22 protein-coding genes are annotated in these 26,563 nt (G+C 67.1%); 6 read left to right on the top strand and 16 right to left on the bottom strand.

The features are described 5' to 3' along the window. Window positions 1-12 precede the first annotated feature (12 nt). The 4 genes from VSR71_RS09190 to dapC all read right to left on the bottom strand — a co-directional run bounded on the left by VSR71_RS09190 (window position 13) and on the right by dapC (window position 3,154). Window positions 13-360: an ArsC family reductase gene (locus VSR71_RS09190; RefSeq protein ID WP_342913560.1), complete on the bottom strand. Its 348-nt coding sequence runs from the start codon at window positions 358-360 to the stop codon at window positions 13-15. A 25-nt stretch (window positions 361-385) separates the two neighbouring features. After that, the gene (locus VSR71_RS09185; RefSeq protein ID WP_240745875.1) at window positions 386-745 is read right to left on the bottom strand and encodes a hypothetical protein; all 360 of its coding nucleotides are present in this window, start codon (window positions 743-745) and stop codon (window positions 386-388) included. 155 nt (window positions 746-900) lie between these two features. After that, on the bottom strand, window positions 901-1,725 hold the full coding sequence (gene dapD, locus VSR71_RS09180; protein WP_342913559.1) for a 2,3,4,5-tetrahydropyridine-2,6-dicarboxylate N-succinyltransferase: 825 nt from the start codon (window positions 1,723-1,725) through the stop codon (window positions 901-903). A gap of 214 nt (window positions 1,726-1,939) precedes the next feature. Further along, a complete protein-coding gene (dapC, locus tag VSR71_RS09175) occupies window positions 1,940-3,154 on the bottom strand; it encodes a succinyldiaminopimelate transaminase (RefSeq protein WP_342913558.1) in 1,215 nt (404 codons plus the stop codon). Window positions 3,155-3,347: 193 nt separating this feature from the next. Here dapC and VSR71_RS09170 point away from each other — a divergent pair, with 193 nt between their 5' ends. Beyond that, complete coding sequence (locus VSR71_RS09170) at window positions 3,348-4,313, top strand: DMT family transporter (protein ID WP_342913557.1); 966 nt, start codon at window positions 3,348-3,350, stop codon at window positions 4,311-4,313. 24 nt (window positions 4,314-4,337) lie between these two features. On the opposite strand, the gene VSR71_RS09165 is transcribed toward VSR71_RS09170, so the two are convergent. From VSR71_RS09165 to VSR71_RS09120, 10 genes are all read right to left on the bottom strand, one after another. Next, window positions 4,338-4,925: an SCO family protein gene (locus VSR71_RS09165; RefSeq protein WP_342913556.1), complete on the bottom strand. Its 588-nt coding sequence runs from the start codon at window positions 4,923-4,925 to the stop codon at window positions 4,338-4,340. Beyond that, a complete protein-coding gene (locus VSR71_RS09160; RefSeq protein WP_342913555.1) occupies window positions 4,922-7,090 on the bottom strand; it encodes a heavy metal translocating P-type ATPase in 2,169 nt (722 codons plus the stop codon). Before VSR71_RS09160 ends, VSR71_RS09165 begins: the two co-directional genes overlap by 4 nt. 11 nt (window positions 7,091-7,101) lie before the next feature. Continuing rightward, a complete protein-coding gene (locus VSR71_RS09155; RefSeq protein WP_342913554.1) occupies window positions 7,102-7,857 on the bottom strand; it encodes a sulfite exporter TauE/SafE family protein in 756 nt (251 codons plus the stop codon). Between the two features lie 254 nt (window positions 7,858-8,111). Next, window positions 8,112-8,321, bottom strand: a complete 210-nt coding sequence (locus VSR71_RS09150; RefSeq protein WP_342913553.1) for a hypothetical protein — start codon at window positions 8,319-8,321, stop codon at window positions 8,112-8,114. Then, entirely contained in the window at window positions 8,314-8,490 is a 177-nt protein-coding gene (ccoS, locus tag VSR71_RS09145; RefSeq protein ID WP_116320632.1) for a cbb3-type cytochrome oxidase assembly protein CcoS, read from the bottom strand. The genes VSR71_RS09150 and ccoS overlap by 8 nt, the downstream gene beginning before the upstream one ends. 8 nt (window positions 8,491-8,498) lie before the next feature. Beyond that, window positions 8,499-10,214, bottom strand: a complete 1,716-nt coding sequence (locus VSR71_RS09140; protein WP_342913552.1) for a cbb3-type cytochrome c oxidase subunit II — start codon at window positions 10,212-10,214, stop codon at window positions 8,499-8,501. Next, window positions 10,211-11,641: a cbb3-type cytochrome c oxidase subunit I gene (locus VSR71_RS09135; protein WP_342913551.1), complete on the bottom strand. Its 1,431-nt coding sequence runs from the start codon at window positions 11,639-11,641 to the stop codon at window positions 10,211-10,213. Before VSR71_RS09135 ends, VSR71_RS09140 begins: the two co-directional genes overlap by 4 nt. A 40-nt stretch (window positions 11,642-11,681) precedes the next feature. Then, entirely contained in the window at window positions 11,682-12,140 is a 459-nt protein-coding gene (locus VSR71_RS09130; RefSeq protein ID WP_342913550.1) for a hypothetical protein, read from the bottom strand. Between the two features lie 48 nt (window positions 12,141-12,188). After that, the gene (locus VSR71_RS09125) at window positions 12,189-13,316 is read right to left on the bottom strand and encodes a metallophosphoesterase family protein (protein WP_342913549.1); all 1,128 of its coding nucleotides are present in this window, start codon (window positions 13,314-13,316) and stop codon (window positions 12,189-12,191) included. A gap of 57 nt (window positions 13,317-13,373) precedes the next feature. After that, the gene (locus VSR71_RS09120; protein ID WP_342913548.1) at window positions 13,374-14,093 is read right to left on the bottom strand and encodes a carboxypeptidase regulatory-like domain-containing protein; all 720 of its coding nucleotides are present in this window, start codon (window positions 14,091-14,093) and stop codon (window positions 13,374-13,376) included. A 330-nt stretch (window positions 14,094-14,423) separates the two neighbouring features. Between VSR71_RS09120 and panE the strand changes: the two genes are divergently transcribed. Beyond that, on the top strand, window positions 14,424-15,353 hold the full coding sequence (gene panE / locus VSR71_RS09115; RefSeq protein ID WP_342913788.1) for a 2-dehydropantoate 2-reductase: 930 nt from the start codon (window positions 14,424-14,426) through the stop codon (window positions 15,351-15,353). Between the two features lie 15 nt (window positions 15,354-15,368). Here the strand turns inward: panE and VSR71_RS09110 are convergent, their stop codons facing one another. After that, window positions 15,369-16,196, bottom strand: coding sequence for a ferritin-like domain-containing protein (locus tag VSR71_RS09110; RefSeq protein WP_342913547.1), 828 nt, complete (start codon window positions 16,194-16,196; stop codon window positions 15,369-15,371). Between the two features lie 449 nt (window positions 16,197-16,645). Between VSR71_RS09110 and smc the strand changes: the two genes are divergently transcribed. From smc to def, 4 genes are all read left to right on the top strand, one after another. Beyond that, on the top strand, window positions 16,646-20,161 hold the full coding sequence (gene smc / locus VSR71_RS09105; protein WP_342913546.1) for a chromosome segregation protein SMC: 3,516 nt from the start codon (window positions 16,646-16,648) through the stop codon (window positions 20,159-20,161). Between the two features lie 210 nt (window positions 20,162-20,371). Then, window positions 20,372-21,727, top strand: a complete 1,356-nt coding sequence (locus VSR71_RS09100) for a cell division protein ZipA C-terminal FtsZ-binding domain-containing protein (protein ID WP_342913545.1) — start codon at window positions 20,372-20,374, stop codon at window positions 21,725-21,727. Between the two features lie 12 nt (window positions 21,728-21,739). Continuing rightward, window positions 21,740-23,869 carry an NAD-dependent DNA ligase LigA gene (ligA, locus tag VSR71_RS09095; protein ID WP_342913544.1) on the top strand — a complete coding sequence of 710 codons (2,130 nt, stop codon included), beginning with the start codon at window positions 21,740-21,742 and terminating at the stop codon, window positions 23,867-23,869. Window positions 23,870-23,884: 15 nt separating this feature from the next. Next, window positions 23,885-24,418 (top strand): peptide deformylase, encoded by a 534-nt coding sequence (gene def, locus VSR71_RS09090; protein ID WP_342913543.1) that lies wholly within the window; start codon window positions 23,885-23,887, stop codon window positions 24,416-24,418. 222 nt (window positions 24,419-24,640) lie between these two features. On the opposite strand, the gene VSR71_RS09085 is transcribed toward def, so the two are convergent. Further along, a complete protein-coding gene (locus tag VSR71_RS09085) occupies window positions 24,641-26,542 on the bottom strand; it encodes a pseudouridine synthase (RefSeq protein ID WP_342913542.1) in 1,902 nt (633 codons plus the stop codon). Window positions 26,543-26,563: the final 21 nt, after the last annotated feature.

Below are 26,563 nucleotides of genomic sequence, written 5' to 3'. Positions count from 1 at the left end.
TCAGCAGGGAAATCAGAACTGGCTGGCGTACTGGTCGGCGGAGAAGCCCACCATCACCTTGCCAGCGTGGGCGAGCACCGGGCGCTTGATCAGCGACGGGCTCTGCTGCATCAGCGCGATCGCGCCGGCTTCTTCCTCGGCGCGTACCTTGTCGGCGTCCGACAGCGCGCGCCAGGTGGTGCCCTTGCGGTTCAGCAGCGTGGCCAGCGGCACGTGCCTGAGCCAGCCGCGCAGCACGGCTTCATCCACGCCTTGCTTCTTGAAGTCGTGGAAGGTGTAGGCCACGCCGTTGGCATCCAGCCAGGTGCGGGCTTTCTTGACGGTGTCGCAGTTGGGAATGCCGTAGAGCAGGACGGTCATGGCTTGTTCTTTGTGAAATTCGGGCTCAGCGGAACAGCAGGTTCAGCGCAATCACCAGGCTGCCCAGCCCCAGCGCCACGCCACCCATGGCAACCGCGGTCATCAGGCGCAGGCGGCGGTCCAGCCGCGCGGCTTCCTTGCGCAGCGCTTCGATGGTGATGGCGTGCTGCTCGGCCAGCAGCTTGACCGCCTCGGCCTGCTGCACGGCGGCGGCTTCCAGTTCGGCAATGCGGGCGGCAGGATCGCGTGTTTCGGCCACGGCGCCTTCCGGCGCATCGTCCTTGCGCTTGCCTTTCTTGATCTTCTCGATGGTCTTGTTGGCCTGCTCGAGAATGGTGGGCAACAGGGAGAGCACGGTACTGACGGTTGCGGGATCCAGGGCCATGAGTCGCTTGCGGAGGGAAGGCATGTTCAGCCTGGCCAGGCGGGAGGTGCCAGCGGTAACAGCGGTGACAGCGGTAATGCTGTCCCGGGGGCCAGCCCCGGGACGGGGTGGCGCAGCGGGGCTGCGCCAGCGCGATCAGGCGCGATCAGGCGCGATCAGTCACGCAGCAGGTCGTTCAGGCTGGTCTTGGCGCGGGTCTGCGCGTCGACCTTCTTCACGATCACGGCGCAGTACAGGCTGTACTTGCCATCCTTGGACGGCAGGTTGCCCGCCACCACCACCGAACCGGCCGGCACGCGGCCATAGTGGATCTCGCCGGTTTCGCGGTCGTAGATCTTGGTCGACTGGCCCAGGTACACACCCATCGAGATCACCGAGTTCTCTTCCACGATCACGCCTTCGACCACTTCCGAGCGGGCGCCGATGAAGCAGTTGTCTTCGATGATGACCGGGTTGGCCTGCAGCGGCTCCAGCACGCCGCCGATGCCCACGCCGCCCGACAGGTGCACGTTCTTGCCGATCTGCGCGCACGAACCGACGGTGGCCCAGGTGTCGACCATGGTGCCTTCATCGACATAGGCGCCGATATTGACGTACGACGGCATCAGCACCGCGTTCCTGGCGATGAACGAACCACGGCGGGCCACGGCGGGCGGCACCACGCGGAAGCCAGCCTTGGCGAAGTCGTCGCCGCTCCAGTTGGCGAACTTGGTCGGCACCTTGTCGTAGAACTGGGCGAAGCCGCCGGCGCTCATCGGCGCGTTGTCTTCCAGGCGGAACGACAGCAGCACGGCCTTCTTGACCCACTGGTTGACGATCCAGTCCTTGCCTTGCTTCTCGGCCACGCGCAGCGCGCCGGCATCCAGCTGGCCGATGACGTTGGCCACGGCTTCGCGGATGTCGTTGGGGGCGGACTTGGGCGACAGGCTGGTGCGGTCTTCCCAGGCCTGGTCGATCAGGGCTTGCAGTGCTTGCGTCATGTCAGGTTTCTCAGGTGTTGAATGTTGATGCTCGGGTGTCGAGTCTCAGCCTCGACCTCTTGTTTGCTCCCCTCTCCCGCTTGCGGGAGAGGGGCCGGGGGTGAGGGCGGGCGGTGGCATGCCGACACACGCAACTTCGTTGACGCGCCGGCCCTCACCCCAGCCCTCTCCCGCAAGCGGGAGAGGGGGAACACAATCGGACAAGCCAGGCCGCTCAGCCCAGCCCCTTGCAGAATTCGACGATGCGGCGCGCGCCTTCCAGGCATTCCTCCGGCGTCGCCACCAGCGCCATGCGCACGCGGTTGGCGCCCGGGTTGATGCCGTCGGCTTCGCGCGCCAGGTAGCTGCCCGGCAGCACGGTCACGTTCTGCTCGGCCAGCAGCCGCGCGGCGAACCCGGTGTCGCTCAGGCCGGTGCGCGAGACATCGGCCCACAGGTAGAAGCCGGCGTCGGGCAGCGCCACGTCCAGCACCTCGGCCAGCATCGGCGTCACTTCGCTGAACTTGCGCACGTAGGCGGCGCGGTTCTCGCGCACGTGGTCCTCGTCGTTCCAGGCGGCGATGCTGGCGCTCTGCACCGCCGGGTTCATCGCGCCGCCATGGTAGGTACGGTATAGCAGGAATTTCTTCAGCAGCGCGGCGTCGCCGGCGACAAAGCCCGAGCGCAGGCCCGGCACGTTGGAGCGCTTGGACAGGCTGGAGAACATGACCAGCCGCTCGAAGGGGTTGGCCCCATTCGTGCGGCCGAGCTTGTGCGCGGCTTCCAGCGCACCCAGCGGCGCGCGGCCTTCGTCGAAATAGATTTCCGAGTAGCACTCGTCCGACGCGATCACGAAGCCGTAGCGGTCCGACAGCGCGAACAGCTGCTTCCAGTCGTCCAGCGACAGCACCGCGCCGGTTGGGTTGCCCGGGGTGCAGACGAACAGCAGCTGGACCTTTTGCCAGACCTCTTCGCCGATACGGTCGAAGGCCGGGGCGAAGTTGCGCGCCGGGTCGCTGTTGGCGAACACGGGCGTGGCGCCGGCCAGCAGCGCGCCGCCTTCATAGATCTGGTAGAACGGGTTGGGGCACATCACCAGCGCGCCAGGCCTGGTGCCGTCGACCACGGTCTGGGCGAAGGCGAACAGCGCCTCGCGCGAGCCGGTCACCGGCAGCACTTCGGTCGCGGCATTGACCTTGGGCAGGCCGTAGCGGCGTTCCAGCCAGCCGGCGATGCACTGTCGTAGTGCATCGGAGCCAGCGGTTGTGGGATAATTCGCCAGTCCCGAAAGCGACTCGGCCAGCGCTTGCTTGATGAATTCGGGCGTCGGGTGCTTGGGTTCGCCGATGCCGAAGCTGATCGCAGGCTTGTCGGCAGGCTTGACCTGCGAAAAGAGTACCCGCAGTTTCTCGAACGGGTAGGGCTGGAGCAGGTCGAGGCGCGGATTCACGGTAGCAGTCGGGGCCGGTTAAAACGACGCATTATAGAGGAACGGCGCGGGTTACCGTGCACCGGGGCCGCCCGCGCGGCCGGCCGGGGCCCGGATGGCGGGCATCACATCGCGGTGATGCCGCCGGCGCTGTCCGGACTTGCCTGCCAGCCCATGGCAGCAAGCGCCGGCTCGCCTCAGACAGATTCCCTTCATGAACACGAAACCCGTTACGGCGCTGGCTGCGCCGGCCGATCGCCATGCGATCAAGGCATCACTTTCAATCCTGCTGGGGGCCTCGGTCTGGGGCATCGCCTGGTTTCCGTACCGCGTGCTGGCAGGCTGGGGGCTGGGCGGCATGCACGCCGCCGCGCTGGTCAGCGCGGTTGCCGCGGTGCTCTCGCTGCTGGCATTCCGCCGCCAGCTGGCTGGCATGCCCCCGCACTGGCTGTTCGTCGCGATCGGGCTGGCTGCCGGGGTGACCAATGCCGGCTTTGTCTGGGGCAGCGTCAATGGCCATGTCATGCGCGTACTGTTGCTGTTCTACCTGACGCCAGTCTGGACGGCGCTGTTCGCCCGGCTGTTCCTGGGCGAGCGGCTGTCGCCGTCGGGGCTGGGCCTGGTGGCGCTGGCCTTGTTCGGTGCCGGGCTGATGTTGTGGACGCCAGAAGTCGGCGTGCCGCTGCCGGGCAACGCGGCGGAATGGTCGGGGCTGGTCGGCGGCATGGGCTTTGCCGTCAACAACGTGCTGTCGCGCCGGGCCGGCCAGCGCTTTCCCGACATGGATGCGCGCGTGCGTACCGTGGTGGTGTACCTCGGCTGCACCGTGGTCGGCGTGCCGGCGGCACTGCTGCTGGATGGCACCTCGGTGGTGGTCGTTCCAGGCGCGCAGGTCAGCGTCGCCATGCTGGTGCTGGGCCTGGCCGCGGTGCTGGTGGTCAGCAATTCAGTTGTGCAGTACGGCCTGCAGCGGCTGCCCGCTAACCGGGTGTCGCTGCTGATGCTGTTCGAGATCGTGATCGCGGCGGTTTCGGCGTGGTGGCTGGCGACCGAGGTGCTGAGCTGGAAGGAAGCTGCCGGCGGGCTGTGCATTGTCGCGGCCGGGGCCTTGTCGGGGCTGGTGCACCGGAGCCGGCCGGCGCGTACGTTGGCAGTGCCTGACCCCGAACCGGCAGCTTGAGACGTCGCTTTTGCGGCGTATGTGTCACTTTCGCACGCGTGCTTTCAGGTAGGCGGCGGTGAGCAGCGGCACGTCGAACGGCGGCAGGAACTGCTCGCGCACCGTGGCATCGGGCCCGACCAGGATCAGCGAGCCAGGGTAGGCTGCGTTGGGGGCGGGTGGCAAGCCCGGTCTGGCGCCGAGATCGTCGATCATTCGCGCCAGCGTCTCCGGGCTGCCGGTGGCACCCATGAAGCGGGCGTCATATGGGGCAAGGTAGCGCCGCAGCGCGTCCGGCGTATCGCGCTGCGGGTCCAGCGAGATGAACAGTACCTGCGTGGTGGCAAGCTTCTGCGTCGTGCTGATGCGCTGGTACAAGCCCGTCAGGGCCGTCAGCGCTGCGCCGCACGGCGCTCCGCAATGGGTGTCGCCCAACAGCACAAGGGTCCAGCGGTCTTGCAGCTGCGCCTGGGTAAATGCGCGGCCATGCTGGTCGGTGAGGCTGAAATCGCCCACCGGCCAGCCGCGCGAAGACAGGTCGGTGTGCTGGGTCTCGTTGTGCGTGGCCGGCGCAAGGCCCGGCAGCGCGACGGCGAAGACGCAGGCGGCCAGGCTGGCCAGCCATCGGTTCATGGTGAAACTCCGTGACCAGATCGCAATGCAGCGGGATGGCCCGGCGCCGTGGCGCCTGCCCGTTCGGCGGGGTTGGCATTCGCTTCGGCAGTTGCGCTGGCGCGCCACGAGCGCATCGCCACGAGCACGCTGGAACCGGCCATCAGCACCGCCGCGAGTACCGGTTGCAGCAGCCCGCTGGCGGCCAGCGCCAGCGCGATGGCGTTGTAGCCGAAGGCCCAGGCCAGGTTGGCCCGAACCGTGCGCCGCACCTGGCGCGCTTGCTGCAACAGCCACGGCAGGCTGGCCAGGCCCGAGCGCGGCAGCACGACGTCCGCGCTTTCGCGCGCCAGGTCCGAGGCATTGCCCACGGCGATGCCGACCGAGGCGGCCGCCAGCACCGGGCCGTCGTTGAGGCCATCGCCGACCATGGCGACCAGCCCTGTGCCGGCGGCCCAGTCGCGCAGGGCACGCACCTTGTCGTGCGGCAGCAGCCTGGCCCGCCACGCATCGATATGCAAATCGCCCGCCATTGCCGCCACCGCATGCGGATTGTCGCCGCTTAGCAGCAGGGTGCGCAGGCCCTGGCGCTGCATCTGCGCGATCACGTCGCCAACATGCGGCATCGGCAGGGTGCGCAGCGCGATCAGTCCGTGCGCCTGGCCCTCCCAGCCGACCAGTACCAGTGTGCATCCCAGTGGCGCCGTAGCCAGCAGGGCGGGTGGCACGTGCCACCCGAGCGCGCCGAAGAACGCAGACGATCCCAGCGCACAATGCATGCCGTCGAATCGACCAGACAGGCCCTCGCCGGCATTGGCCTCGACTTCGTTGGAGGCTGCCGGCGGCGATGCCGCAGCGCGCGCCATGGCGGCAATCGAGCGGGCTATCGGATGATCCGAAGCCTGCGCCAGCGCAGCCGCCACGCGCAGGACTTCCGCGTGGCTGGCGCCTTCGGTCTGCATGCCGACGGGGTGCAGCGTGTCCGCCGTCAGCGTGCCGGTCTTGTCGAAAGCGATGCCCTTGAGCCGTGCCAGCCTTTCGAGCACGTCGCCGCCGCGTACGAGAATGCCGCGTTGCGCCGCCAGTCCGATCGCCAATGCATGCGTGAGCGGGGCCGCCAGGCCCAGCGCGCACGGGCATGCCACGACCAGCACGGCCAGTCCGGCCAGCATCGCGGCATCCGCCGCCTGCACCGGAGCGCCTGCCCGGCTGCCCCAGAACCACGCGCTGGCCGCGGCCAGCGCCAGTACGCCGGGGATGAACACGGCAATGATGCGGTCGACGGTGTCGCCCGCCATCGATTTGCGCGCCAGCGCTTCGCGCACCTGCCGGCCGATCTGCTGCCACCGGGTTTGCGAGCCGGGCACCGTGGCACGGACCAGCAGCGGGCGGCTGCCGTTGATGCTGCCGGCGTGCACCAGCGCGCCCGGCGGCTTGAACTGCGGCTCGCTCTGCCCGGTCAGGACGGCTTCGTCGCACTCCGAGCGGCCATCGACGACGATGCCGTCGACTGGCACGCGCTCGCCGGGAAGTATCCGCACCATCTCGCCCGGCCGGATGTCGATGACGGCGCGCCAGTCTTCGGTGCCGCCGTCGACCACGCGCGCCTCGGCGCGTTCAGCCGCCAGCATTGGCGCGAGCCGGCGCGCGGTGCGTACGCGCACCTGTGCCTCAAGCAGGCGGCCCAGCGTGAACAGCAGCAGCACCATGGCGGCGGTGTCGAAATAGACCAGGCTCGAACCCAGCAATACCTGCCAACCTGAGTAGCAGTAGGCGGCGAGCACGCCGATGCAGACCAGGGTGTCGGTCGACAGCCGTCCCTGCCGCATGGCCTGCCACGCGCCTTCGGCAAATGGCCGCCCCAGCAGTAGTACCAGAGGCGTCGCCAGCACCCACAGCAGCCAGTGAACCGGGCCGCGCAGCCACGCTTCGTCGCCCGTAAACGCGTCTGCGTAGAGCAGCCAGCTGAACAGCATGACGTTCATCGCGAGAAACCCGCCGACGCCGAGCCGGATCAGCGCGGCGGCAGCCTGCGGTTCCTCGTGCTCGCCATGGTGCACCTGATAGGCCAGGCAGCAGCCATAGCAGCAGAACCAGTGCGCTTCGCCGTCCAGCTCGCGCTGCTGGCCCAGCCGTCCGACCGGCAACTGGCAGTGACTGCAGGCGTGTGTGTTTTCGAGGGGCATGGACGGCCTGGCTAATGCAGGTGGGCGCTCATCGGAACCACGCCGCGCGCGAGCGTGATCAGGCCGAGCAGGAAGATGAACGCGCCGGCGGCGCGCACGCCCTGCCTGCGCCAGCCCACGCGCGCCGCTGGCGCAGGCAGGAAGCTGGCCACGACCGGCTGAACCGGGATGGCGCCGGACCGATGCCGCGCGCGCCACCAGAGCCCAAGTCCGCCCATTGCCAGCATGGTGGGCAAGGTGCCGAGCCCGAACGCGAGCATGACCTGCAGGCCGCCCAGCGCCGTGCCGCTGGCTGCTGCCTGCGCGGCGAAGGCGTAGACCAGCGGGCAGGGCAGGAAGCCGTTCAGCACGCCAAATGCCAGCGGCGCGGCAGGTCCGGGCTGGCGTAGCAAGGTGCGCAGCGATTGCGCCAGCCACTGCGCGCCCGCGCCGCCCAGCGCATGACCGCCTCGGCCAGCGAACCCGGCCAGGTTCAGCCCGATCAGCAGCATCAGCAGGCCGGACAGGATGGCCAGTCCGCGCTGCACCATGCTGGCCATGCTGCTTTCACCGGCGTGCCCCACCAACAGCATGCCGAGATAGCCGGCCAGCGTGCCAAGGAAGGCATAGCTGCAGATCCGGCCGAGGTTATAGCTCAGGTGCCGCAACCAGGAGGCAACGCGTCCGCCGGGCGCGGGGCCCAGGCCACAGGCAAAGCCGCCGCACATGCCGACACAGTGCATGCTGCCGGCAGCGCCTGCCAGAAAGACCAGCCACAGGTTGCTCATGGCCTCTCCCGCTACTTGCGTATCGCCAGATAGGCCACCCAGGCAAAGAAGCCAACCGTCATGATGACGAAGATCCAGAAGGCGATCGCTTCGGCAAGGGTCATGACCGGCTCCGCTATAACAGTTGCAGGCCGAGCACGTTCAGCGCGAGTTCGCCGAACAGGAAGGCCAGGTTCAGCAGGGCCAGCGCCAGCAGCAGTCTCGGTATCATGGTCGGCTCCGATGGTGTGGCGGACGGTTGGCGGACGGTCAACTCAGCGCGTCAGGTCCAGCCCTGGCCCGAGCCCGCCCCAGTAGGCGTGGCCGTAGTACAACGCCCAGATGAACAGCACCAGGTAGACAACCAGCAGCCACACATTGATGCGGCCATGCCGCGCCTGGATATGGCCGCCGCCGTAGCCTTCGGTCTGCTGGTGATGCGGCGTTTCCGGCCCGGCGGGCGGGGTGTCGGGTTCATCATTCATGGCCGGATGCCTCCGCTTCGTCATCCTTGACTTCGGCCCGGTAGGCCTTGTACTTGATGGCCTCGACGTCTTCGAACAGCCCCGACAGCACGGCCCAGATAAACACGCAGACCGCGCCGAGGCTCATGAAGAAGGCCACCACGAATTGGAGGAAGGTGAGTTCAGCCATGCTCGCTCCTAGCGCTCGTCGGCAAATGCGAAGCCGTGCCGCCTGGCCCACGCCTCGCCGGCATAGGTGCTTGGCTGGCCGGGTGGTCCCGGCTCGCCGGGCGCCGGGTGACGATAGGCCTGCCGCGATTCCTCCGCGCGCAGGCCGGGGTCGTTCAGCGCGGCCTTCTGCTCGGGCGGAATCGGCAGCGGCTGGCCAGTCAGCGGATCGGTGTAGGCTGACAGGGACAGAACGAAGTAGGCCAGCGCCCAGCGGTCGTCCTCGGACACCGTGTCGCTGAACGATGGCATCGGCGTGCCGGACAGCCCCGTGCTCACGGTACGGAAGATGTCCTTCACCGATGCCCCGGACTTGAACTGTCCGGTGGTCAGGTTGGCCGGCGGGATCGGGAAGCCGAAATCGTCCTCGAGCCCGGCCGCTTTTTCGCCGTCGCCCTTGCCGGTGCGCCCGTGGCATTCCCAGCATTTAGCGCGGTCCCACGCCTGCTTGCCGCGCTGGACGAGTTCGGCCGAGGGCTTGGGCGGCACGCCGATAAAGATCGGCGCGAGCGGGGGTTCTTCGAGGAAGTAGAAGTAGGGCTTGTCGGGCTTGCTGCGGTCGGCCGCCAGCACGTACTTGATGTACTGGATCACGGCCAGCCGGTCTTTTTCCGGCAGTTCGTGCCAGCTTGGCATCGCCGTGCCGCGCACGCCGCGCGTGATGGTGCGCAGCAGGTCGCCATCATCCGGCATGGAGCCCGATGGCGTGAGCCGGAACTTGAACACGCCCAGCGTGAAATTGCGCGGGCGGTCCTTCTGCATGAACGCCGCGGCCGGTCCGTTGCCGTCGCCCTTGACGCCATGGCAACCAAGGCAGCGCCGCTCATACACGTTCTTGCCGTGCGCGATCCACTCCTCCGAACGCGGGATGCTGGTTTGCGAGGCCTCCATCTGCTGCGGTTCGAAGCGGTCGCGCCACTTGCCCCGGTTGGTGCCGAGCTTTTGCAGGTAGGCCACCAGCGCGCGCAGGTCTTCGGTGTCGGCAATCAGGATCACGGTCTCGCCGGTGAATTCCTTGTTCGGGGTCAGGATCACGGGGTACTTCCCGCGCTCCGGGACATAGAGCAGGCCGGCCTGATTGGGTGTCAGCGCGATGGTCTCGCTGCTGCCGAAATCGAACAACTGCCGGGTCGCGGGCGTGTTCTCGATGGTGCGGCGGCCCTGCTGGTCGGTCACCAGCCTTGCGGTGTGCGGCTCGGAAAACAGCGCGGAGAAGCGCGGCATGATCGAGTCGGGCGTCAGCATGCGTGGGTCCCAGAAATGCGCCAGGTGCCAGGCATCGCTGTACTTCAGGCCGACGCGCGAGAGATCCGGGCCAATGCGCCGCGTCGAGAACAGGTGCGGCAGGTCGAACGCGTATTCGCCGGCCTGGGCGACCGGGCCCCAGCGCCGGGTCTCGCCGGTGACCGGGCGCACGAACTGCGAGTGGCAGTACCAGCAGCCTTCGCGCGTATAGACCTCGCGGCCGCGCAGCTGCAGCGGTGTGTAGTCGGTGGCGCGCGCTTCCATCCACTTGAGTTCGCCCAGGTCGGTGCGCACCACCTGGGTGACCTTGTCGGTGCGCGACTGCGGCTCCAGCATCGGCAGCACGCCCTGCACGAAGGCGGCCAGCGAGATGCAGCCGAACCCCGCGATCAGCGCATAGAAACGCAGGCCGTAGCGGCCATCGGGGCGGCGCGGGCTCATGTGGACGCTCCGCGTACGGCGCCCGCGGCGCTCGGTGCCGTGGCGGGCTCGGCCGACAGCACGGTGCGCATCAGGTTATAGACCAGCAGCGACATGCCGATGTCCATCGAGATGCCGGCCGTGGTGCGCACCAGCCAGTAGGGCCGGATCGCCACCAGCGAATCCACCCATTCCACGCCGGCCATCAGCATGTAGCCCTGCTGCAGCCCGGCCATGGTCAGGTCCAGCCCCATCAAGCTGATGCCGAAGGTGATCAGCCAGAACGACCAGTTGCCGAGCCGCGGCGACCACAGCGGCCGCGCCACCAGCCTGGGTATCACATAGACAGTGCCGCCGATGGCCCACACCACGAAGGTGCCGAACACCGTCAGGTGCGAGTGCGAGATGACGAAGTCGCTGAAATGCGTAGGTTGCTGGATCGCGCGCAGGGCCTCGGTCGAGCCCTGGAAGCACCCCGCCAGATACATCAGCGAACCCATGATCAGGAATTTGGCGGTCAGGTTCTGGGTAAAGGTGTGCCAGCGGCCCATCATGGTGCCGAAGAAGTTCTGCAATACCGTCCAGACCGGCACGATCAGCAGCATCGAGGTGATGATCGCGAGCGTCTCGGCCCAGTCGGCAATGGGGCTGTACAGGTAATGGTGGATGCCGACGAAGGGGTAGAAGAGCGCCAGCGACCAGAACCCCACCAGCGACAGCTTGTGGCTGTAGACCGGGTTCTGCACGCTTGCCGGCAGGAAGTAGTAGATCAGCACGTAGCCGGCAGGCGTGATCCACAGTCCCACGATGTAGTGGATGAACAGGCCGTGGAAGGCGGCGCTGTTGATGCCGGTGATGGTGTAGGGCAGGATAAAGCTGCCCAGTACCAGGTTCATCACGGTCCAGACAAAGGCGCCAATCAGGTACCACACCGCCACGTAGAGCTGCGGCTCGCGCCGGTGCGCGATTGTCATCAGGAACTGCACGGTGGTGACCGTCACCACGAAGAAGATGACGGCGTCGATCGCCAGCGGGAATTCGCCGGCTTCCAGGCCCTGGTTATAGCCCAGCATCAGCGACACCATGCCGGCAACCAGGCCCAGGTTCCACACCCACACCAGCCAGTGTCCCCACCGGCCTTTCCAGACCGGTACGCCGCACAGGCGCGGCAGCAGGTAGTGGCAAAGGCCGATGAACAGCGTGGAGAAGGCGCCGAAGATCACGCCATTGACATGCATCGGCCGCAAGCGGCCGAAGGTCAGGTATTGCGAGGTCCCGAGGTAGTCGGGGTAGTTGAACAGGCTTGAGATGGTCACGCCGATGCTGGGCGTGAACATCAGCCAGAACAATCCCCAGTAGAGCCACTTGAGAATAAGCCCGCGGTCGATCAGCGAATCCAGGTCGGGAAATGCTTCGGATGGGTCCGATGTCGCGCGGGCGGCAGTCATATGCTTTCAGCTCCCTTCGTAGTCGCAGCCTGCCAGACGCTCAGTGCCTGCCCGGATCGAGCTTGCTGTTTCGGTTCGAGTAGTAGATGTAGGCTTCCAGCGCTTTCATGGCGGGCCCGTTGGGGTCGATCTTCTCGCCTTCGTTGGGTTTCTCGATGCACCAGTTGATCATGTCGCGCAGCGTGGCGAACTCGTTCATCTGCTCCTGGAACTTGGGAAACTCATGCGGGTGGGTGTCCGACGCGTACGGGTGGCACATGGCGCAGGCCACACCGGTGTTCGACAGCTTGACGTTCAGCCGCTGCTGCGCGCCGGGATCGCCGTGGAACAGCTGGTCGCCGACCTTCACCTGTTCCATGAACACCTCTTCAAACGCCTTCAACTGATCTGCGGTGTGGGGTTCCTTGTGTGCCATCGGCCGGTCGCTGTCGTAGCCGAGCAGCAGCAACACGGCTACGCCCGCCGTCAGCGCACGGGCATGCCAAATCTCGTTCTTCATCATTCGCTCCTCACGCATTGCTGCGCCGGATCAGGGGTGCTGGCCGGTCTAGATCCGGTCGGCGATGCGCGGGCTGAGAACCTGGTTGCGGTTGTCCTCAGTGCCGGAATCCGCCGGCTGATCTGCAAAGACCGTCTTGCGCCACATCTTGTATTCGTTTTCCACCCGTCCCTGCGGGGTCATGGTCAGCGTGCTCCAGCCCACGCCGTCGAAGTGATCGCCCGGGTCGGCGCGAATCATCGGCTTGGTCAGAAGCGGCACGCCTTCCGGCGCGTAGGGCCATGGCCACGACGTGGCCAGCATGCCGATCGAGCGCACCTTGCCGATCTCGTTGTAGAGCACCTGGTGCGTATGGCCGTGGACATTGGTGACGTTGGCGTAGGGCTTGAGGATTTCATGCGCCTCGCGCCAGTCGCGGATCCAGAAATTCCACGGCGGGTAGTACTCGTACAGCGGCGTATGCGTGAACAGGATGACCGGGCTGCTCTTGGGCCAGTTCGACAGCGTGCTGTTGAGCCAGCGCAATTGCTTCTCGCCGATGACCGACCAGGCACCGCCCAGCGTGCCGTCAAGCGTGGCCATATGGCCCATGCGCTCTTTCGGCGTCATCTTGCGTGCCGTCCAGAAGTCCGGTGCGCCGGCGATCGTGTTCAGGCCGATCACGCGCACGCCTTTATGGTCGAAAGTCCAGGGCGTGTTGCCGAAGGTCTTGTTCCACGTCGACCCCATGTCGAGGTACCAGTCGTGCTCGCCGGGTATGAAGACCTTGCGGATCTTCACTTCCTTGAGCAGTTCGGCGCCGAGCTGCAACTCGACGGGTTCGCCCAGCTGCGCCAGATCGCCGCCGAAGATCATGAAGTCGGCGGGCGGATTCATCGCCTGCACTTCCTTGAAGGCGCGCACCGTCTTTTCCACAAAGCGGGAGTTGAGCTCCCTGGGGTAGAGGTGCGTGTCGGAGACCCAGGCAAAGCGGAAGCTCTCACCGGCCTGCCCGTAGGCTACGTCAAGGGTATTCAGGAGCGGGAAGAATCCGCATGCGGCGGCGCCCGCAACGCCTTTGAGCAGCGCCTGATGCAGGAATGTGCGGCGCGTCCATACTGCTGCGCCTTCCGGGCGATCGCCCGGACCGGCCATGGTCCGGTGCAACTCGCGTCGTTCGAGTTCGAATGAGTTCATCTGGCGGTCCTCCGCCCCCGGGGGATGATGAAATTGGCAACGGCGAAACTGAACGCTCTATTTCTTCTTGAGTTCGATCGAGAGTTTCGCGGTCTGGCCGCCGGCTACCGTGACTGGCGTCTCGGTGTCGCCGGTGTAGTACTGCGTGGCAACCAGGGTGTAATTGCCTGGTGGAACGTCGTCGATGCGGAAGCTGCCGTCTTCGCCGGTCAGCGCGTAGTACGGGCTATCGGCGACATAGATGTGGGCCAGCATCCATCCGTGCGCGTCGCACTCGACCCGGACCAGCCCGGGCCGCGGCAGTTCGCGCGTGATCTTGACCCCTTTCTCGGGTAGCGCAAGGTTGAATGCCGTGCGCTGTCCGTAGAAGCCGTGGGTGTTGTGCAGTATCGGATCGGAACTGGTCACTTCAAGCTTGCCGGGGCGGACCACCTGCACGGCAGGCTTGAAAATGCAGTGTTCCTGGTCGAGTACCGGGATCTTGTCGGGCGCACCCCAGGCCTTGCCTTTGGGCACTTCCTTCAGGTACACGACGGCATCCTGCACGCCCTTGCCGGCGCCTACGCGGATCTGTGGTTCATCGCGCGGGCCGCCGCAGACTTCGCGGTCCTTGGTGGGGATGATCTTGCGGATCGGGACGGTGCCCTGGAAGGTGACCTTGCCTTCGATCTTGCCGCCGCCGCTGACCGGGGCGACTTCATAGGCAAAGGTGGAGACGCTGAACAGGCCGAGCACTGCCAGCTGCATGCAGCAAGCTTTGCGAAGAAAGAAACACATGATGTTTCCCCGCCTTCGAGCGCCATGCGGTGCGCTCACACTTGTCACCCCGGACATGCAAGGCGCAGCAGGACACTATTGGTTTTCGCTGAAGCATAGTACGCAGGCTGCCCAATGCAAAGCGCAACGGACATTTGGTGCGGCAGCACGTGATGGGACGGACGCAGCCGGCAAGCATGCGGTGGACTGTGTGGACTACCGTGCATGCGTGGTACATCGGGCAACAGGGCGGCGCCGGGGTGCGATGCCTGGCAAGGATTCTTGCTAGAGTCCATCCATCATGTGCGCAGGATGCACTGGCGGCATCACGCAAGCCGAGGGGGAGACACCATGCGAATTCTGATTGTCGGAGCAGGGGCGGTAGGCGGCTATTTCGGCGGGCGGCTTGCCGCGGCCGGACGCGACGTGACGTTCCTGGTCAGGCCGCACCGTGCCCGAGCGCTGCAGAGCAAAGGGCTGGTCATCAGGAGCCCCCGCGGCGATCTCGTCCTGAGAGAGGTCAGGACTGTCCTCTCCAATGGGATTGCGCAACCCTTCGATGTGGTCGTGCTGAGCTGCAAGGCCTACAGCCTGGACGAGGCCGTTGCGTCGTTGGCGCCCGCCGTCGGCACATCGACGGCGATCGTGCCGTTGCTGAACGGCATGCGCCATATCGATGTGCTGCAGCAGCGATTTGGCAGCGATAAGGTGCTGGGCGGTCTGTGCATGATCGCCGCCACGCTGAATCCGGAAGGCGAAATCGTCCATCTCAACGACACGCACGGCCTGGCCTTTGGTGAACTCGGGGGAGGTTTGTCGCCGCGCATGCAGGCCATTGCGCAGACGCTCGGCGGTGCCGGCTTCGATGCCTCGACCAGCATCCAGATCATGCAGCGCATGTGGGAGAAGTGGGTCTTCCTGGCCACGCTGGCGGGTAGCACCTGCCTGATGCGCGCGGCCATCGGCGACATCCTTGGCACGCCGGACGGCAGGCGCGTCATTGAAGGCATTCTGGCTGACTGCCGTGCCGTGGCGCAGTACAACGGTTTCGCGATGTCGCCGGATTTCGATGCGCGCGCCGGCCAGATGCTCTTGACGCCGTCGCCGCTGACTGCCTCGATGCTGCGTGACGTCGAAAATCGCTCCCGGACGGAGGCCGACCACATCCTCGGCGACCTGATCGCGCGCGGGGCGCCGCACCAGGGCGGCCCACTGTCATTGCTGCAAGTCGCGTACAGCCACCTGCAAGCCTACGAGGCCCGGCAGGCACGCGGCGGCTGACGGCCGGAGCGTCGGTCAGTGCAGCATCACCCGCGACACCACCGCCACCAGCGGCTTGCAGACCGCCCGTTCCACGCCGCTGCGCAGGTGTAGCGGGCGCAGCAGCATTTTTACCGTCATCTCGATCGGCAGGTTCTTGCGGATTACGGCGCTGACGCGGGAATTCAGCGCCTTCACTTCCTGGTCGGGGATCTCTTCGACGCCGCGCTCCATGCGCAGCACGTTGCGCAGCGCGATGGCGGCGTCTTCGTTCTTGATCTCCAGCAGCCGGCGCGCCAGCGCGCGGAACACGCGCATCCGGCCGAGCCGTTCCGACCCGGCGAAGCGGTTGAAGAACTGGTAGAAGTGCTTGTAATGCCGCACCTCGTCGTTGGAGATGCGGCGGGTCAGGTCGCGCAGCACCGGCTCGTCGCTGGCCTGTTCCAGCGCGCGGTAATAGGCGGCGGTGCCGGTTTCGACCACGCAGCGGGCCGCCATTTCGAGGGCCTCGGTCGGCTCGAACTGGTCGATCGAGCAGGTCTGGCTGTACTCGTCGAAGAAGCGCGCATAGCCTGCTTCCCAGTCGAATTCCGGCCAGACATGCTCGATATAGCGGCGCAGTGCCAGGCCATGCTGCAGTTCCTCGGCCTCCCAGTGCTCTGAAAGCCAGCTGGCGGCGTCCGGCACGCGGGCGTAGTAAGCGGCGAGATTGCCGGCATAGGTGTCGGAGCCGCTTTCGATAAACGATGCCGACACCAGCAGGTAGAACAGGTCGCGGTCGCCGCGGACGCGCTCTACCTCGATTGCCTGGTAATTGATGTCGCTGACAGACCACGGCCGGGCGGCCGCCGACAGTTCATGCATGCTTGGTCCTCCTGGAAATTGCCGCAAAGGCAGGGCTTCGGGGGGCGTTCATGGTGCGCGGCTCCCGGAGCCAGTCCGGAATCACGCCGACAGAGCAAAGACTAGCATTTACCCTGATTAGTTTCCGGCCGAGTCACGTGCGAGCCGCCTGAGCGCGCAGCGGATGGATGCCAAAGTGCTTGCGGAATCCCCTGTAAGGGACGGAAAAGCAAGGGAAAACGGCAGGGGGAATATACCGCCGGGGCAACCGCCAAACGGGCCGGGGAAGGCATCTGCGATGGTATGATTAGCCCCAATTCTCGGGCCCGGGGGGTATTTTGAGGCGCAGGCGGCACGCCGCGCCCGCCCCCGCGCAGTCCGGCTTCTGAACATTGCCATAGCCCCGATACCAGGCTGCGGGCGGTACCGCCACACCGGTACCGCCGGCTGCCGATACCACACGAGAAACCGTGCGACTATCCTCGATCAAGCTGGCGGGCTTCAAGTCATTTGTCGATCCCACCAATTTCCAGGTGCCGGGCCAACTGGTCGGCATCGTCGGTCCCAACGGCTGCGGCAAATCCAACATCATCGACGCGGTGCGCTGGGTGCTGGGCGAGTCACGCGCTTCCGAGTTGCGCGGCGAGTCCATGCAGGACGTGATCTTCAACGGTTCCACGGCGCGCAAGCAGGCCGGCCGCGCCAGCGTCGAACTGGTGTTCGACAACGCCGAGGGCCGCGCCGCCGGCCAGTGGAGCCAGTACGCCGAAGTGGCGGTCAAGCGCGTGCTGACCCGCGACGGCACGTCTTCCTACTACATCAACAACCAGCCGGTGCGCCGGCGCGACATCCAGGACATCTTCCTGGGCACGGGCCTGGGCCCGCGCGCCTACGCCATCATCGGGCAGGGCATGATCTCGCGCATCATCGAGGCCAAGCCCGATGACATGCGCATCTTCCTGGAAGAAGCCGCGGGGGTGTCCAAGTACAAGGAACGGCGCCGCGAGACCGAGAACCGCCTGTCCGACACGCGCGAGAACCTGACCCGCGTCGAGGACATCCTGCGCGAGCTCGGCACCAACCTGGAAAAGCTGGAAGGCCAGGCCGAAGTCGCCCAGCGCTTCAAGACGCTGCAGTCCGACGGAGAAGAAAAGCAGCATCTGCTGTGGCTGCTGCGCAAGCGCGAGGCGCAGGTCGAGCAGGAACGCCACCAGCGCGCGATCGAGCAGGCCCAGATCGACCTGGAAGCACAGACCGCGCAGCTGCGCCATGTCGAGGCCGAGCTGGAAACCATGCGCGCCGCGCACTATGCCGCATCGGATGGCATGCACGCGGCGCAGGGTGCGCTGTACGAAGCCAATGCCGAGGTCAGCAAGCTCGAGGCCGAGATCCGCTACGTGGTGGAGTCGCGCAACCGCGTGCAGGCCCAGATCGCCGCGCTGACGGCGCAACGCGAGCAGTGGCAGGGCAAGGCCGAGCAGGCCACCGACGAACTGGCGCAGGCCGAGGAAAACCTGGCGGTGGCCGAAGGCCGCACGGTCGAGGCGCAGGAGGCCGTCGCGCACAAGAACGACGAGCTGCCGACGCTGGAAGCGCAGTGGCGCGATGCCCAGCAGCTGCTCAACGAGCAGCGTGCCGGCATCATGCAGGCCGAGCAGGCGCTCAAGCTCGAGGCCGCGCAGCAGCGCAGCGCCGACCAGATGCTGCAGCAGCTGGAGCAGCGCCGCGAACGCCTGTCGGCCGAGGAAAAGGGGCTGGACCGTCCGGACGAAACCCGGCTGGAACAGGGGCGCGCCGAGCTGGCCGAACAGGAGGCGCTGGTCGAGGAAGCCCAGGCCGTGCTGGCCGACGCCGAAGAGAGCGTGCCGCGCCTGGATGAAGAGCGCCGCGCCGCGCAGGCTCGCGTGCATGGCGAAGCCGCCGCGATTGCCTCGCTGGACGCGCGCCTGCATGCCCTGCGCCAGCTGCAGGAAAACGTGCAGACCGACGGCAAGGTGCAGCCCTGGCTGGCCAGGCATGAGCTGGCCGAGCTGCCGCGCCTGTGGAAGAAGGTCCATATCGAGCCGGGCTGGGAAAACGCGCTTGAATCGGTGCTGCGCGAGAAGCTGAACGCGCTGGAAGTCTCCAACCTGGACTGGGTCAAGGCCTTCCTGACGGACGCGCCGCCGGCCAAGCTGGCGTTCTATTCGCCGCCGGCCGCGGCCCGCCCGCTGGAAGCGCCGGCGGGGCTGCGCCCGCTGATGTCGCTGGTGCAGATCACCGAGCCGGGCATCCGCGCGGTGATGCAGGACTGGCTGGCCGATATCTTTGTCGCCACCGACATGGCGCAGGCGCTGGCCGCGCGCGGCACGTTGCCCGAAGGCGCGTCGTTCGTGGTGGCCGAGGGCCACGTGGTCGGCCGCAATGCGATCCAGATCTACGCCGCCGATTCCGAGCAGGCCGGCATGCTGGCACGCGAGCAGGAAATCGAAAACCTGCAGAAGCAGGTGCGCGCGCAGGCGCTGCTGTCGGACGAAGCCAAGACCCAGGCGGTGCGCGCCGAGGCCGCGTACACGCAGGCCAGCCAGGCGCTGGGCGAGGCCCGCACGCGCGCCGAGCAGGCCACGCGCCGCGTGCATGCGCTGCAGATGGACGTGCTCAAGCTGTCGCAGGCGATGGAGCGCTATTCCGCGCGCAGCGGCCAGATCCGCGAGGAGCTGGAAGAAATCCACGCGCAGATCGAAGAGCAGCGCGCGATCCGCGCCGAATCCGAGGCCAGCTTCGAGCAGCACGACGCCGCGCTGGCGGAGATGCAGGCCTCGCACGAAGACCAGCAGATGGCCTTCGAGGCGCTGGACAGCAAGCTGTCGGGCGCGCGCCACCAGCTGCGCGACTTCGAGCGCGCCGCGCAGGAAGCGCTCTTCGCCGAGCGCAACCTGGCGAGCCGCATCGACGAACTGCGCCGCAATATCCAGGTGGCCGCCGACCAGGCCGAGCGCATTGCCGAATCGCTGGAGAACGCCCGCGCCGAGCTCGAAACCATCAACGAGCAGACCGCGCATACCGGCCTGCAGGACGCGCTGGAACTGCGCGCCGAGAAGGAAGAAAAGCTCACCGTCGCGCGCACCGAACTCGATGCGCTGTCGGCGCAGCTGCGCCAGTTCGACGAACAGCGCCTGGCCGCCGAGCGCAGCCTGCAGCCGCTGCGCGACCGCATCACGGAGCTGCAGCTCAAGGAGCAGGCCGCGCGCCTGAACCAGGAGCAGTTCAGCGAGCAGCTGACTTCGGCGCAGGTCGACGAGGAAGGGCTGGCGCACAAGCTCACCGGCGACCTGAAGCCATCGTACCTGCAGGGCGAAGTCACGCGCATCAACAACGCCATCAACGCGCTGGGCCCGGTCAACATGGCCGCGCTCGAGGAACTGGCGGCGGCGCGCGAGCGCAAGACCTTCCTGGACGCGCAGTCGGCCGACCTGAACGACGCCATCAACACGCTGGAAGACGCGATCGCCAAGATCGACCAGGAGACCCGTGCGCTGCTGCAGGGCACCTTCGACCAGGTCAACCACCATTTCGGCGAACTGTTCCCGTCGCTGTTCGGCGGCGGCCAGGCGCGCCTGATCATGACCGGCGAGGAAATCCTCGACGCCGGCGTGCAGGTGATGGCGCAGCCCCCGGGCAAGAAGAACTCGACCATCCACCTGCTGTCGGGCGGCGAGAAGGCGCTGACCGCGATCGCGCTGGTGTTTGCGATGTTCCAGCTCAACCCGGCACCGTTCTGCCTGCTGGACGAGGTGGACGCGCCGCTGGACGACGCGAACACCGAGCGCTACGCCAACATGGTGGCGCGCATGTCGGACAAGACTCAATTCGTTTTCATCTCACATAACAAGATCGCCATGGAAATGGCTCATCAACTCATTGGCGTAACCATGCAGGAGCAAGGCGTTTCGCGGATCGTGGCCGTGGATATGGACGCGGCGGTTTCGATGGCGGAGGCAGCATGAGCAGTAAGCAGGGGCCCCGCGCAGTGGGGCGGCGCACGTCCGCGAATGCTGCGCGCAACCGACACCACCGTGCTGTGACCAACCTGGGCGCTTTGGAGATTGCAGCATGAGCAGTAAGCAGGGGCCCCGCGCAGCGGGGCGGTCCGCGAATGCTGCGGGCAACCGACATCACCGTGCTGTGACCAACCTGGGCGCTTTGGAGATTCCAGCATGAAGCTGAACATGGACCTGCAGACCGCGCTGATCATCGCGGGTTTGGTATTCCTGGCGCTGCTGTTTGGCTACAACCAGTGGCAGATCCGCAAGGCGCGCCGTCCCCGCGAGCTGAGCCCCGAAGACGACCTGCCGCCGATGCGCGAGCCGGTGGTCGGCCAGACGACTGCGCCGGAGACCGCGACGCGGCTGCACGAGGCCGGCGCCGAGTCGGTGCAGCGGCGCGAGCCGACGCTGGCGCCGGGCACGCCGGCAGCACCGTCGCAGCCGAACCACGTGGCCGCCGCTGCCGCGGCTGCAGCCAGCACCGCCGATGCCGACGAGGCCGTGGCGGAAGAAGTCGCGGTGGCTGCGGGCGTGGTACAGGCCGAGTCCAGTGCGCAGGACGGCGACGCCGAGGCCGTATCCGCTGCGGCAACGGGCCCCGCGGTGGCTGCCGCGCCGGCGCCCGCTCCAGCGCCCGCACCGGCGCCGGTATCGGTCCCCGCCCCGGTCGCCGCCGTTCCCGACGGCCAGCCCGCACCGGCCATGATCGATCCCCTGATCGATTGCATCGTGCCGCTGCACCTGGAGCGCAAGGCCTCCGGCGACCGCATCCTGCCGCTGACCGGCCGGCTGCGCCGTGCCGGCACCAAGCAGGTCCATATCGAGGGCTTGCGCGCCGAAGCCAATGCATGGGAACCGGTCACCGCCGGCCACCAGTACGAAGACCTGCAGGTCGGCGTGCAGCTGGCCAACCGCAGCGGCCCGCTCAATGCGCTGGAGTTCTCCGAGTTCATCACCGCGGTAGAGTCGCTGGCCGAGGCGCTCGACGCCTCCGCCGACCTGCCCGACATGAGCGAGACCGTGGCCAACGCGCGCGAGCTCGATGGCTTTGCCGCCGGCAGCGACGTGCAGTTGGGCGTCAACGTGATTTCCGACGGCGCGCCGTGGTCGGCCGCCTACGTGCAGAACGTGGCCACCCAGGACGGTCTGGTGCTGTCGCGCGACGGCACGCGTTTTATCCGCTACCAGGCCAATGCCGAAGGCGTGCAGCGCCCGCTGTTCACGCTGCAGTTCGGCGATACCAACTTCCTGCGCGATGACCTGACGGTCAAGTCCGGGCGCAAGATCACGCTGCTGCTCGACGTGCCGCTGGCCGATCAGGGCGCCAAGCCGTTCAAGACGGTTTGCGAATATGGCAATACGCTGGCCCAGCGCATGGGCGCGCAGCTGGTCGACGACAATATGCGTCCGCTGACCGAAGCCTCGTTCATTGCCATCTTCAGCCAGCTGGAAACGCTGTACCAGAAGCTGGAAGCGCGCGGCATGCCAGCCGGCTCGCCGGTGGCACTGCGGTTGTTCAGCGTCTAGCCGGAGCCTGCCATGACCGCAAAACCACGCGGCGCGCAGGCTGAAGCCTCCGCGCCCGCCGGCGGCTTGCCGCCCGACGCTGCGGCCAGGCGCGTTGCCTGGCTGCACGACGAGCTCAACCGTCACAGCTACCAGTACTACGTGCTGGATGCGCCCACCATCCCGGATGCCGAGTACGACGCGCTGTTCAGCGAACTGATGGCGCTCGAGCTGGAGCATCCCGAGCTGCAGTCGCCGGATTCGCCCACGCAGCGCGTCGGCGGCGAGGCGCTGGCCGCCTTCGACACGGTGCGCCATCGCGTGCCGATGCTGTCGCTGAACAACGGCTTCGCCGACGACGATGTGCTCAGCTTCGACCGCCGCTGCGCGCAGGGCCTGGGCCGCACCGCACCGGCGGCGGGCGAGGCCGACCTGTTCAGCGCGGCTGACGCGGTCGAGTATTCCTGCGAGCTGAAGTTCGACGGACTGGCCATGTCGCTGCGCTATGAAGACGGGCGGCTGGTGCAGGCAGCCACCCGCGGCGACGGCGAGACCGGCGAGGACGTGACCGTCAACGTGCGCACCATCAAGGCGATCCCGCTGAAGCTGCGCGGCCAGGCGCCCGCGGTGCTGGAGGTGCGCGGCGAAGTCTTCATGTATCGCCGTGACTTCGACAAGCTCAACGCACGCCAGGCGGAAGCCGGCGAAAAGACCTTCGTCAATCCGCGCAACGCCGCTGCCGGCAGCCTGCGCCAGCTCGATCCGCGCATCACGGCGAAGCGGCCGCTGTCGTTCTTCGCCTATGGCCTGGGCGAGCTGCAGGGCGTGGATCGTCCGCCCACGCACAGCGCCATGCTCGACGGCTTCGATGCGCTGGGCCTGCCGGTGTGCAAGGAGCGCGCCGTGGTCAAAGGTGCGCAGGGATTGCTCGATTTCTACCGCGATATCGGCAAGCGCCGCGACGACCTGCCATACGACATCGACGGCGTGGTCTACAAGGTCAATGCGCTGGCCGAGCAGGACCGGCTGGGTTTTGTCTCGCGCGCGCCGCGCTTTGCGCTGGCGCACAAGTTCCCGGCGCAGGAAATGACCACCATCGTCGAGGACATCGAGGTGCAGGTCGGCCGTACCGGCGCGATCACGCCGGTGGCGCGGCTGCAGCCGGTGTTCGTCGGCGGCGTGACCGTGACCAATGCCACGCTGCATAACGAGGACGAAATCCGCCGCAAGGACGTCCATATCGGCGACACCGTGATCGTGCGCCGCGCCGGCGACGTGATCCCTGAGGTGGTGGCGGTGGTGGCAGAACGGCGGCCGGCGGATGCGCGTGCCTTCGTGATGCCGACGGCCTGCCCGGTGTGCGGTTCGCATATCGAGCGGCTGGACGACGAGGCGATCGCACGCTGCACCGGCGGCCTGATCTGCGCGGCGCAGCGCAAGCAGGCGCTGCTGCACTTTGCGCAGCGCCGTGCCATGGATATCGAAGGGCTGGGCGACAAGGTCGTCGAGCAACTGGTCGACCAGGGCATCGTGCGTACGCCGGCGGACCTGTACAAGCTTGGCGTGGCCAAGCTGGCGGCGCTGGAGCGAATGGCCGACAAGTCGGCGACCAACCTCGTCGCGGCGATCGAGGCATCGCGCGAGACGACGATGAACCGCTTTATCTTCGCGCTTGGCATCCGCCATGTGGGCGAGGCCACCGCCAAGGACCTCGCCAGGCATTTCGGCAAGCTCGACGGGCTGATGGCCGCCGATGAAGCCGCATTGCTCGAGGTCAACGACGTCGGCCCGGTAGTGGCGCAGTCGATCGCGCACTTCTTTGGCGAGCCGCATAACGTCGAGGTCATCGAACAACTGCGCGCCGCAGGCGTACACTGGCCGGAAAGCGAGCCGGCCGCCAGGGCACCGGCACCGCTGTCGGGCAAGACCTTCGTGCTGACCGGCACGCTGCCGACTCTGTCGCGCGAGGACGCCAAGGAAATGCTCGAGGCCGCGGGTGCCAAGGTGGCGGGCTCGGTGTCGAAAAAGACCGACTACGTGGTCGCCGGCGCCGAAGCCGGCAGCAAGCTGGACAAGGCCGAGGCGCTGGGCGTGCCGGTGCTGGACGAGGCAGGCATGCTCGCGTTGCTGGCAGAAGCGGGCGCGGCGCCCGCGCAGGAATAAACCGGGGAAACAGCCATGATTCGCGAGATTCTCAAGATGGGCGATCCGCGCCTGCTGCAGGTGGCGCGGAAGGTGGAGCGTTTCAATACGCCGGAACTGCGCACGCTGATCGAAGACATGTTCGACACCATGGATCACGCCAACGGTGCGGGGCTGGCCGCGCCGCAGATCGGCGTGGACCTGCAGGTGGTGATCTTCGGCTTCGACCGCAACCCGCGCTATCCGGATGCGCCGATGGTGCCCAAGACCGTGCTGGTGAATCCTGTGCTGGAGATGCTGTCGGAGGAGCTGGAAGACGGCTGGGAAGGGTGCCTGTCGGTGCCCGGCCTGCGCGGGGTGGTGCCGCGGCATGTGCGGCTGAAATACAGCGGGTATGACCTGATGGGCAACCGCATCGAGCGGGTTGCCGAGGGTTTCCATGCGCGCGTGGTGCAGCATGAGTGCGACCACCTGCAGGGCATTCTCTACCCGATGCGGATCGAGGATTTTTCGAAGTTCGGGTTTACCGAAATCCTGTTTCCGGATTTGCCGGCAAATAGCGATGATTGATCGCTGGCGGTGGGTTGCTCCCCTCTCCCGCGCGCGGGAGAGGGGCAGGGGGTGAGGGCAGGCGCTGGCATACCGACGGCTTGACTTCGTCGATGCTCCGGCCCTCACCCCAACCCTCTCCCGCAAGCGGGAGAGGGAGCACGCAATCGGTAAAGATATGAGGCTGTGGCAACTTGCCAGAATCCCTCAAAAAAAGCGGCCATCGCGGCCGCTTTTTTCACATCAGAACTTCTCGAACTGCCCCAGGAACCGCCACTTCCCCGGCGGCAGGTCGCCCAGCACCACGCGGCCCATGCGCACGCGTTTCAGGCCGACGACTTCCAGCCCGACCTGTTCGCACATCCGGCGGATCTGGCGCTTGCGGCCCTCGCGCAGCACGAAGCGCAGCTGCTCTTCGTTCTGCCAGCTGACCTTGGCCGGCTTGAGCAGCACGCCGTCCAGCGACAGGCCATGGCGTAGCAGTTCCAGCTGGTCGGCGGGGAATACCTCGCTGACATTGCGCTCGACCGCGCCCTGCGGGCCATGCCAGACCACGCGCACCAGGTACTCCTTCTCGACGTTCGAATCCTCGCCGATCAGCGCGCGCGCGACGCGGCCATCCTGCGTCAGCACCAGCAGGCCGGTGGAGTCGATATCGAGGCGGCCGGCGGGCGCCAGGCTCCTGCGTTGCCACGGCGCGAAGCGCTTGCGCGAGGGGTCGCCTTCCCACTGGTTCTCGGCGGTAAACAGCACCGCGGCCGGCTCGTAGCCGTCTTCGGCCTGGCCGGAGACGTATCCCACCGGCTTGTGCAGCAGCACGGTGACGCGCTCGCCCTGTTCGGAGCGCGCTTCCTGCAGGATCTCGATCTCGGCATCCGGGCGGATGCGGCTGCCCAGTTCTGTCACCGGCTTGCCGTCGACCAGCACCCAGCCGCGCGGAATCCATTCATCGGCTTCGCGGCGCGAACACAGGCCGAGTTCGGACATGCGCTTGGAAAGGCGCACCAGGCCGTCGTCATGGGTGGCCTCGGGCGCGGCATCGTCGCGTGCCGGCCGCTGCGGGCGCGGTGCCGGTGCCTGCGGTCGGGATGTGCCGGCGGTGCGGATACGGTCCGCGGCATCGCTGAAACGGCGCGCCGGCGCCGAGTCCTCGCGGCGGCGTTCGCCGGTGGGGGCAGGGCGACGGGGACGGTTTTCGTCGTCGCCGTAACGCCTCGGGCGGTTGTCGTCATCGCCATAGCGCCGCGGCGGACGCGAGTCATTGCCTTCGAAGCGGCGCGGGCGGGCTTCGCCACGGTCGTCGCCATAGCGGCGCGGACGGTTGTCGTCATCACCAAAGCGCCGCGGCGGCCGCGAGTCATTGCCTTCGAAGCGGCGCGGGCGGGCTTCGCCACGATCGTCGCCATAACGGCGCGGACGGTTGTCGTCATCGCCAAAGCGCCGCGGCGGCCGCGAGTCATTGCCCTCGAAGCGGCGCGGACGCGCTTCGCCACGGTCGTCGCCATAACGGCGCGGACGGTTGTCGTCATCGCCAAGGCGCCGCGGCGGCCGCGAATCATTGCCTTCGAAGCGGCGCGGACGCGCTTCGCCACGGTCGTCGCCATAGCGGCGCGGGCGGTTGTCGTCATCGCCAAAGCGTCGAGGCGGCCGCGAATCATTGCCTTCGAAGCGGCGCGGGCGCGCTTCGCCGCGATCGTCGCCATAACGCCGCGGACGGTTGTCGTCATCGCCAAAGCGCCGCGGCGGCCGCGAATCATTGCCTTCGAAGCGGCGCGGGCGGGCTTCGCCGCGATCGTCGCCATATCGGCGCGGACGATTGTCGTCGTCGCCAAAGCGTCGAGGCGGCCGCGCTTCGCCTTCGGCACGGCGCGGCCGGGCCTGGCGCTCGCCATCGGCAGGGCGCGGCGGACGCGGCTTGCGCACATCGCCACCGGTTTGCGCTTCGCCTGGCGCGCGGCGGCCGGCGCTCTTGCCGCCGTCATTCTGCTGCGCGCGCTTGATGCCTTCGGTCACGGCCCGCACGCGGTTCCGGTTCAGGTCCGAAACCCGCACCGGGCGGTTGCCGGTCTTGCGCGCGGCCGTGCCCGTATCGCTTGCGGCCTTGATGCCTAGCGTCTTGCGCTTCGGCGAATTGCTGTCGGTCATATCGTTGATGCTGTTCGCCGC

The sequence above is a fragment of the Cupriavidus oxalaticus genome (assembly GCF_038900635.1).
Lineage (GTDB): Bacteria > Pseudomonadota > Gammaproteobacteria > Burkholderiales > Burkholderiaceae > Cupriavidus > Cupriavidus oxalaticus_B.
The sequence above is the reverse complement of the archived record's forward strand: the minus strand, read 5'-3'. Positions and strand labels throughout refer to the sequence as shown.

Coding starts and splice junctions, on each gene's coding strand:
- VSR71_RS09190 (WP_342913560.1), bottom strand. CDS start 360: ATGACCGTCCTGCTCTACGGCATTCCCAACTGCGACACCGTCAAGAAA.
- VSR71_RS09185 (WP_240745875.1), bottom strand. CDS start 745: ATGGCCCTGGATCCCGCAACCGTCAGTACCGTGCTCTCCCTGTTGCCC.
- dapD (WP_342913559.1), bottom strand. CDS start 1,725: ATGACGCAAGCACTGCAAGCCCTGATCGACCAGGCCTGGGAAGACCGC.
- VSR71_RS09170 (WP_342913557.1), top strand. CDS start 3,348: ATGAACACGAAACCCGTTACGGCGCTGGCTGCGCCGGCCGATCGCCAT.
- VSR71_RS09165 (WP_342913556.1), bottom strand. CDS start 4,925: ATGAACCGATGGCTGGCCAGCCTGGCCGCCTGCGTCTTCGCCGTCGCG.
- VSR71_RS09160 (WP_342913555.1), bottom strand. CDS start 7,090: ATGCCCCTCGAAAACACACACGCCTGCAGTCACTGCCAGTTGCCGGTC.
- VSR71_RS09155 (WP_342913554.1), bottom strand. CDS start 7,857: ATGAGCAACCTGTGGCTGGTCTTTCTGGCAGGCGCTGCCGGCAGCATG.
- VSR71_RS09150 (WP_342913553.1), bottom strand. CDS start 8,321: ATGAATGATGAACCCGACACCCCGCCCGCCGGGCCGGAAACGCCGCAT.
- ccoS (WP_116320632.1), bottom strand. CDS start 8,490: ATGGCTGAACTCACCTTCCTCCAATTCGTGGTGGCCTTCTTCATGAGC.
- VSR71_RS09140 (WP_342913552.1), bottom strand. CDS start 10,214: ATGAGCCCGCGCCGCCCCGATGGCCGCTACGGCCTGCGTTTCTATGCG.
- VSR71_RS09135 (WP_342913551.1), bottom strand. CDS start 11,641: ATGACTGCCGCCCGCGCGACATCGGACCCATCCGAAGCATTTCCCGAC.
- VSR71_RS09130 (WP_342913550.1), bottom strand. CDS start 12,140: ATGAAGAACGAGATTTGGCATGCCCGTGCGCTGACGGCGGGCGTAGCC.
- VSR71_RS09125 (WP_342913549.1), bottom strand. CDS start 13,316: ATGAACTCATTCGAACTCGAACGACGCGAGTTGCACCGGACCATGGCC.
- VSR71_RS09120 (WP_342913548.1), bottom strand. CDS start 14,093: ATGTGTTTCTTTCTTCGCAAAGCTTGCTGCATGCAGCTGGCAGTGCTC.
- panE (WP_342913788.1), top strand. CDS start 14,424: ATGCGAATTCTGATTGTCGGAGCAGGGGCGGTAGGCGGCTATTTCGGC.
- VSR71_RS09110 (WP_342913547.1), bottom strand. CDS start 16,196: ATGCATGAACTGTCGGCGGCCGCCCGGCCGTGGTCTGTCAGCGACATC.
- VSR71_RS09100 (WP_342913545.1), top strand. CDS start 20,372: ATGAAGCTGAACATGGACCTGCAGACCGCGCTGATCATCGCGGGTTTG.
- ligA (WP_342913544.1), top strand. CDS start 21,740: ATGACCGCAAAACCACGCGGCGCGCAGGCTGAAGCCTCCGCGCCCGCC.
- def (WP_342913543.1), top strand. CDS start 23,885: ATGATTCGCGAGATTCTCAAGATGGGCGATCCGCGCCTGCTGCAGGTG.
- VSR71_RS09085 (WP_342913542.1), bottom strand. CDS start 26,542: ATGACCGACAGCAATTCGCCGAAGCGCAAGACGCTAGGCATCAAGGCC.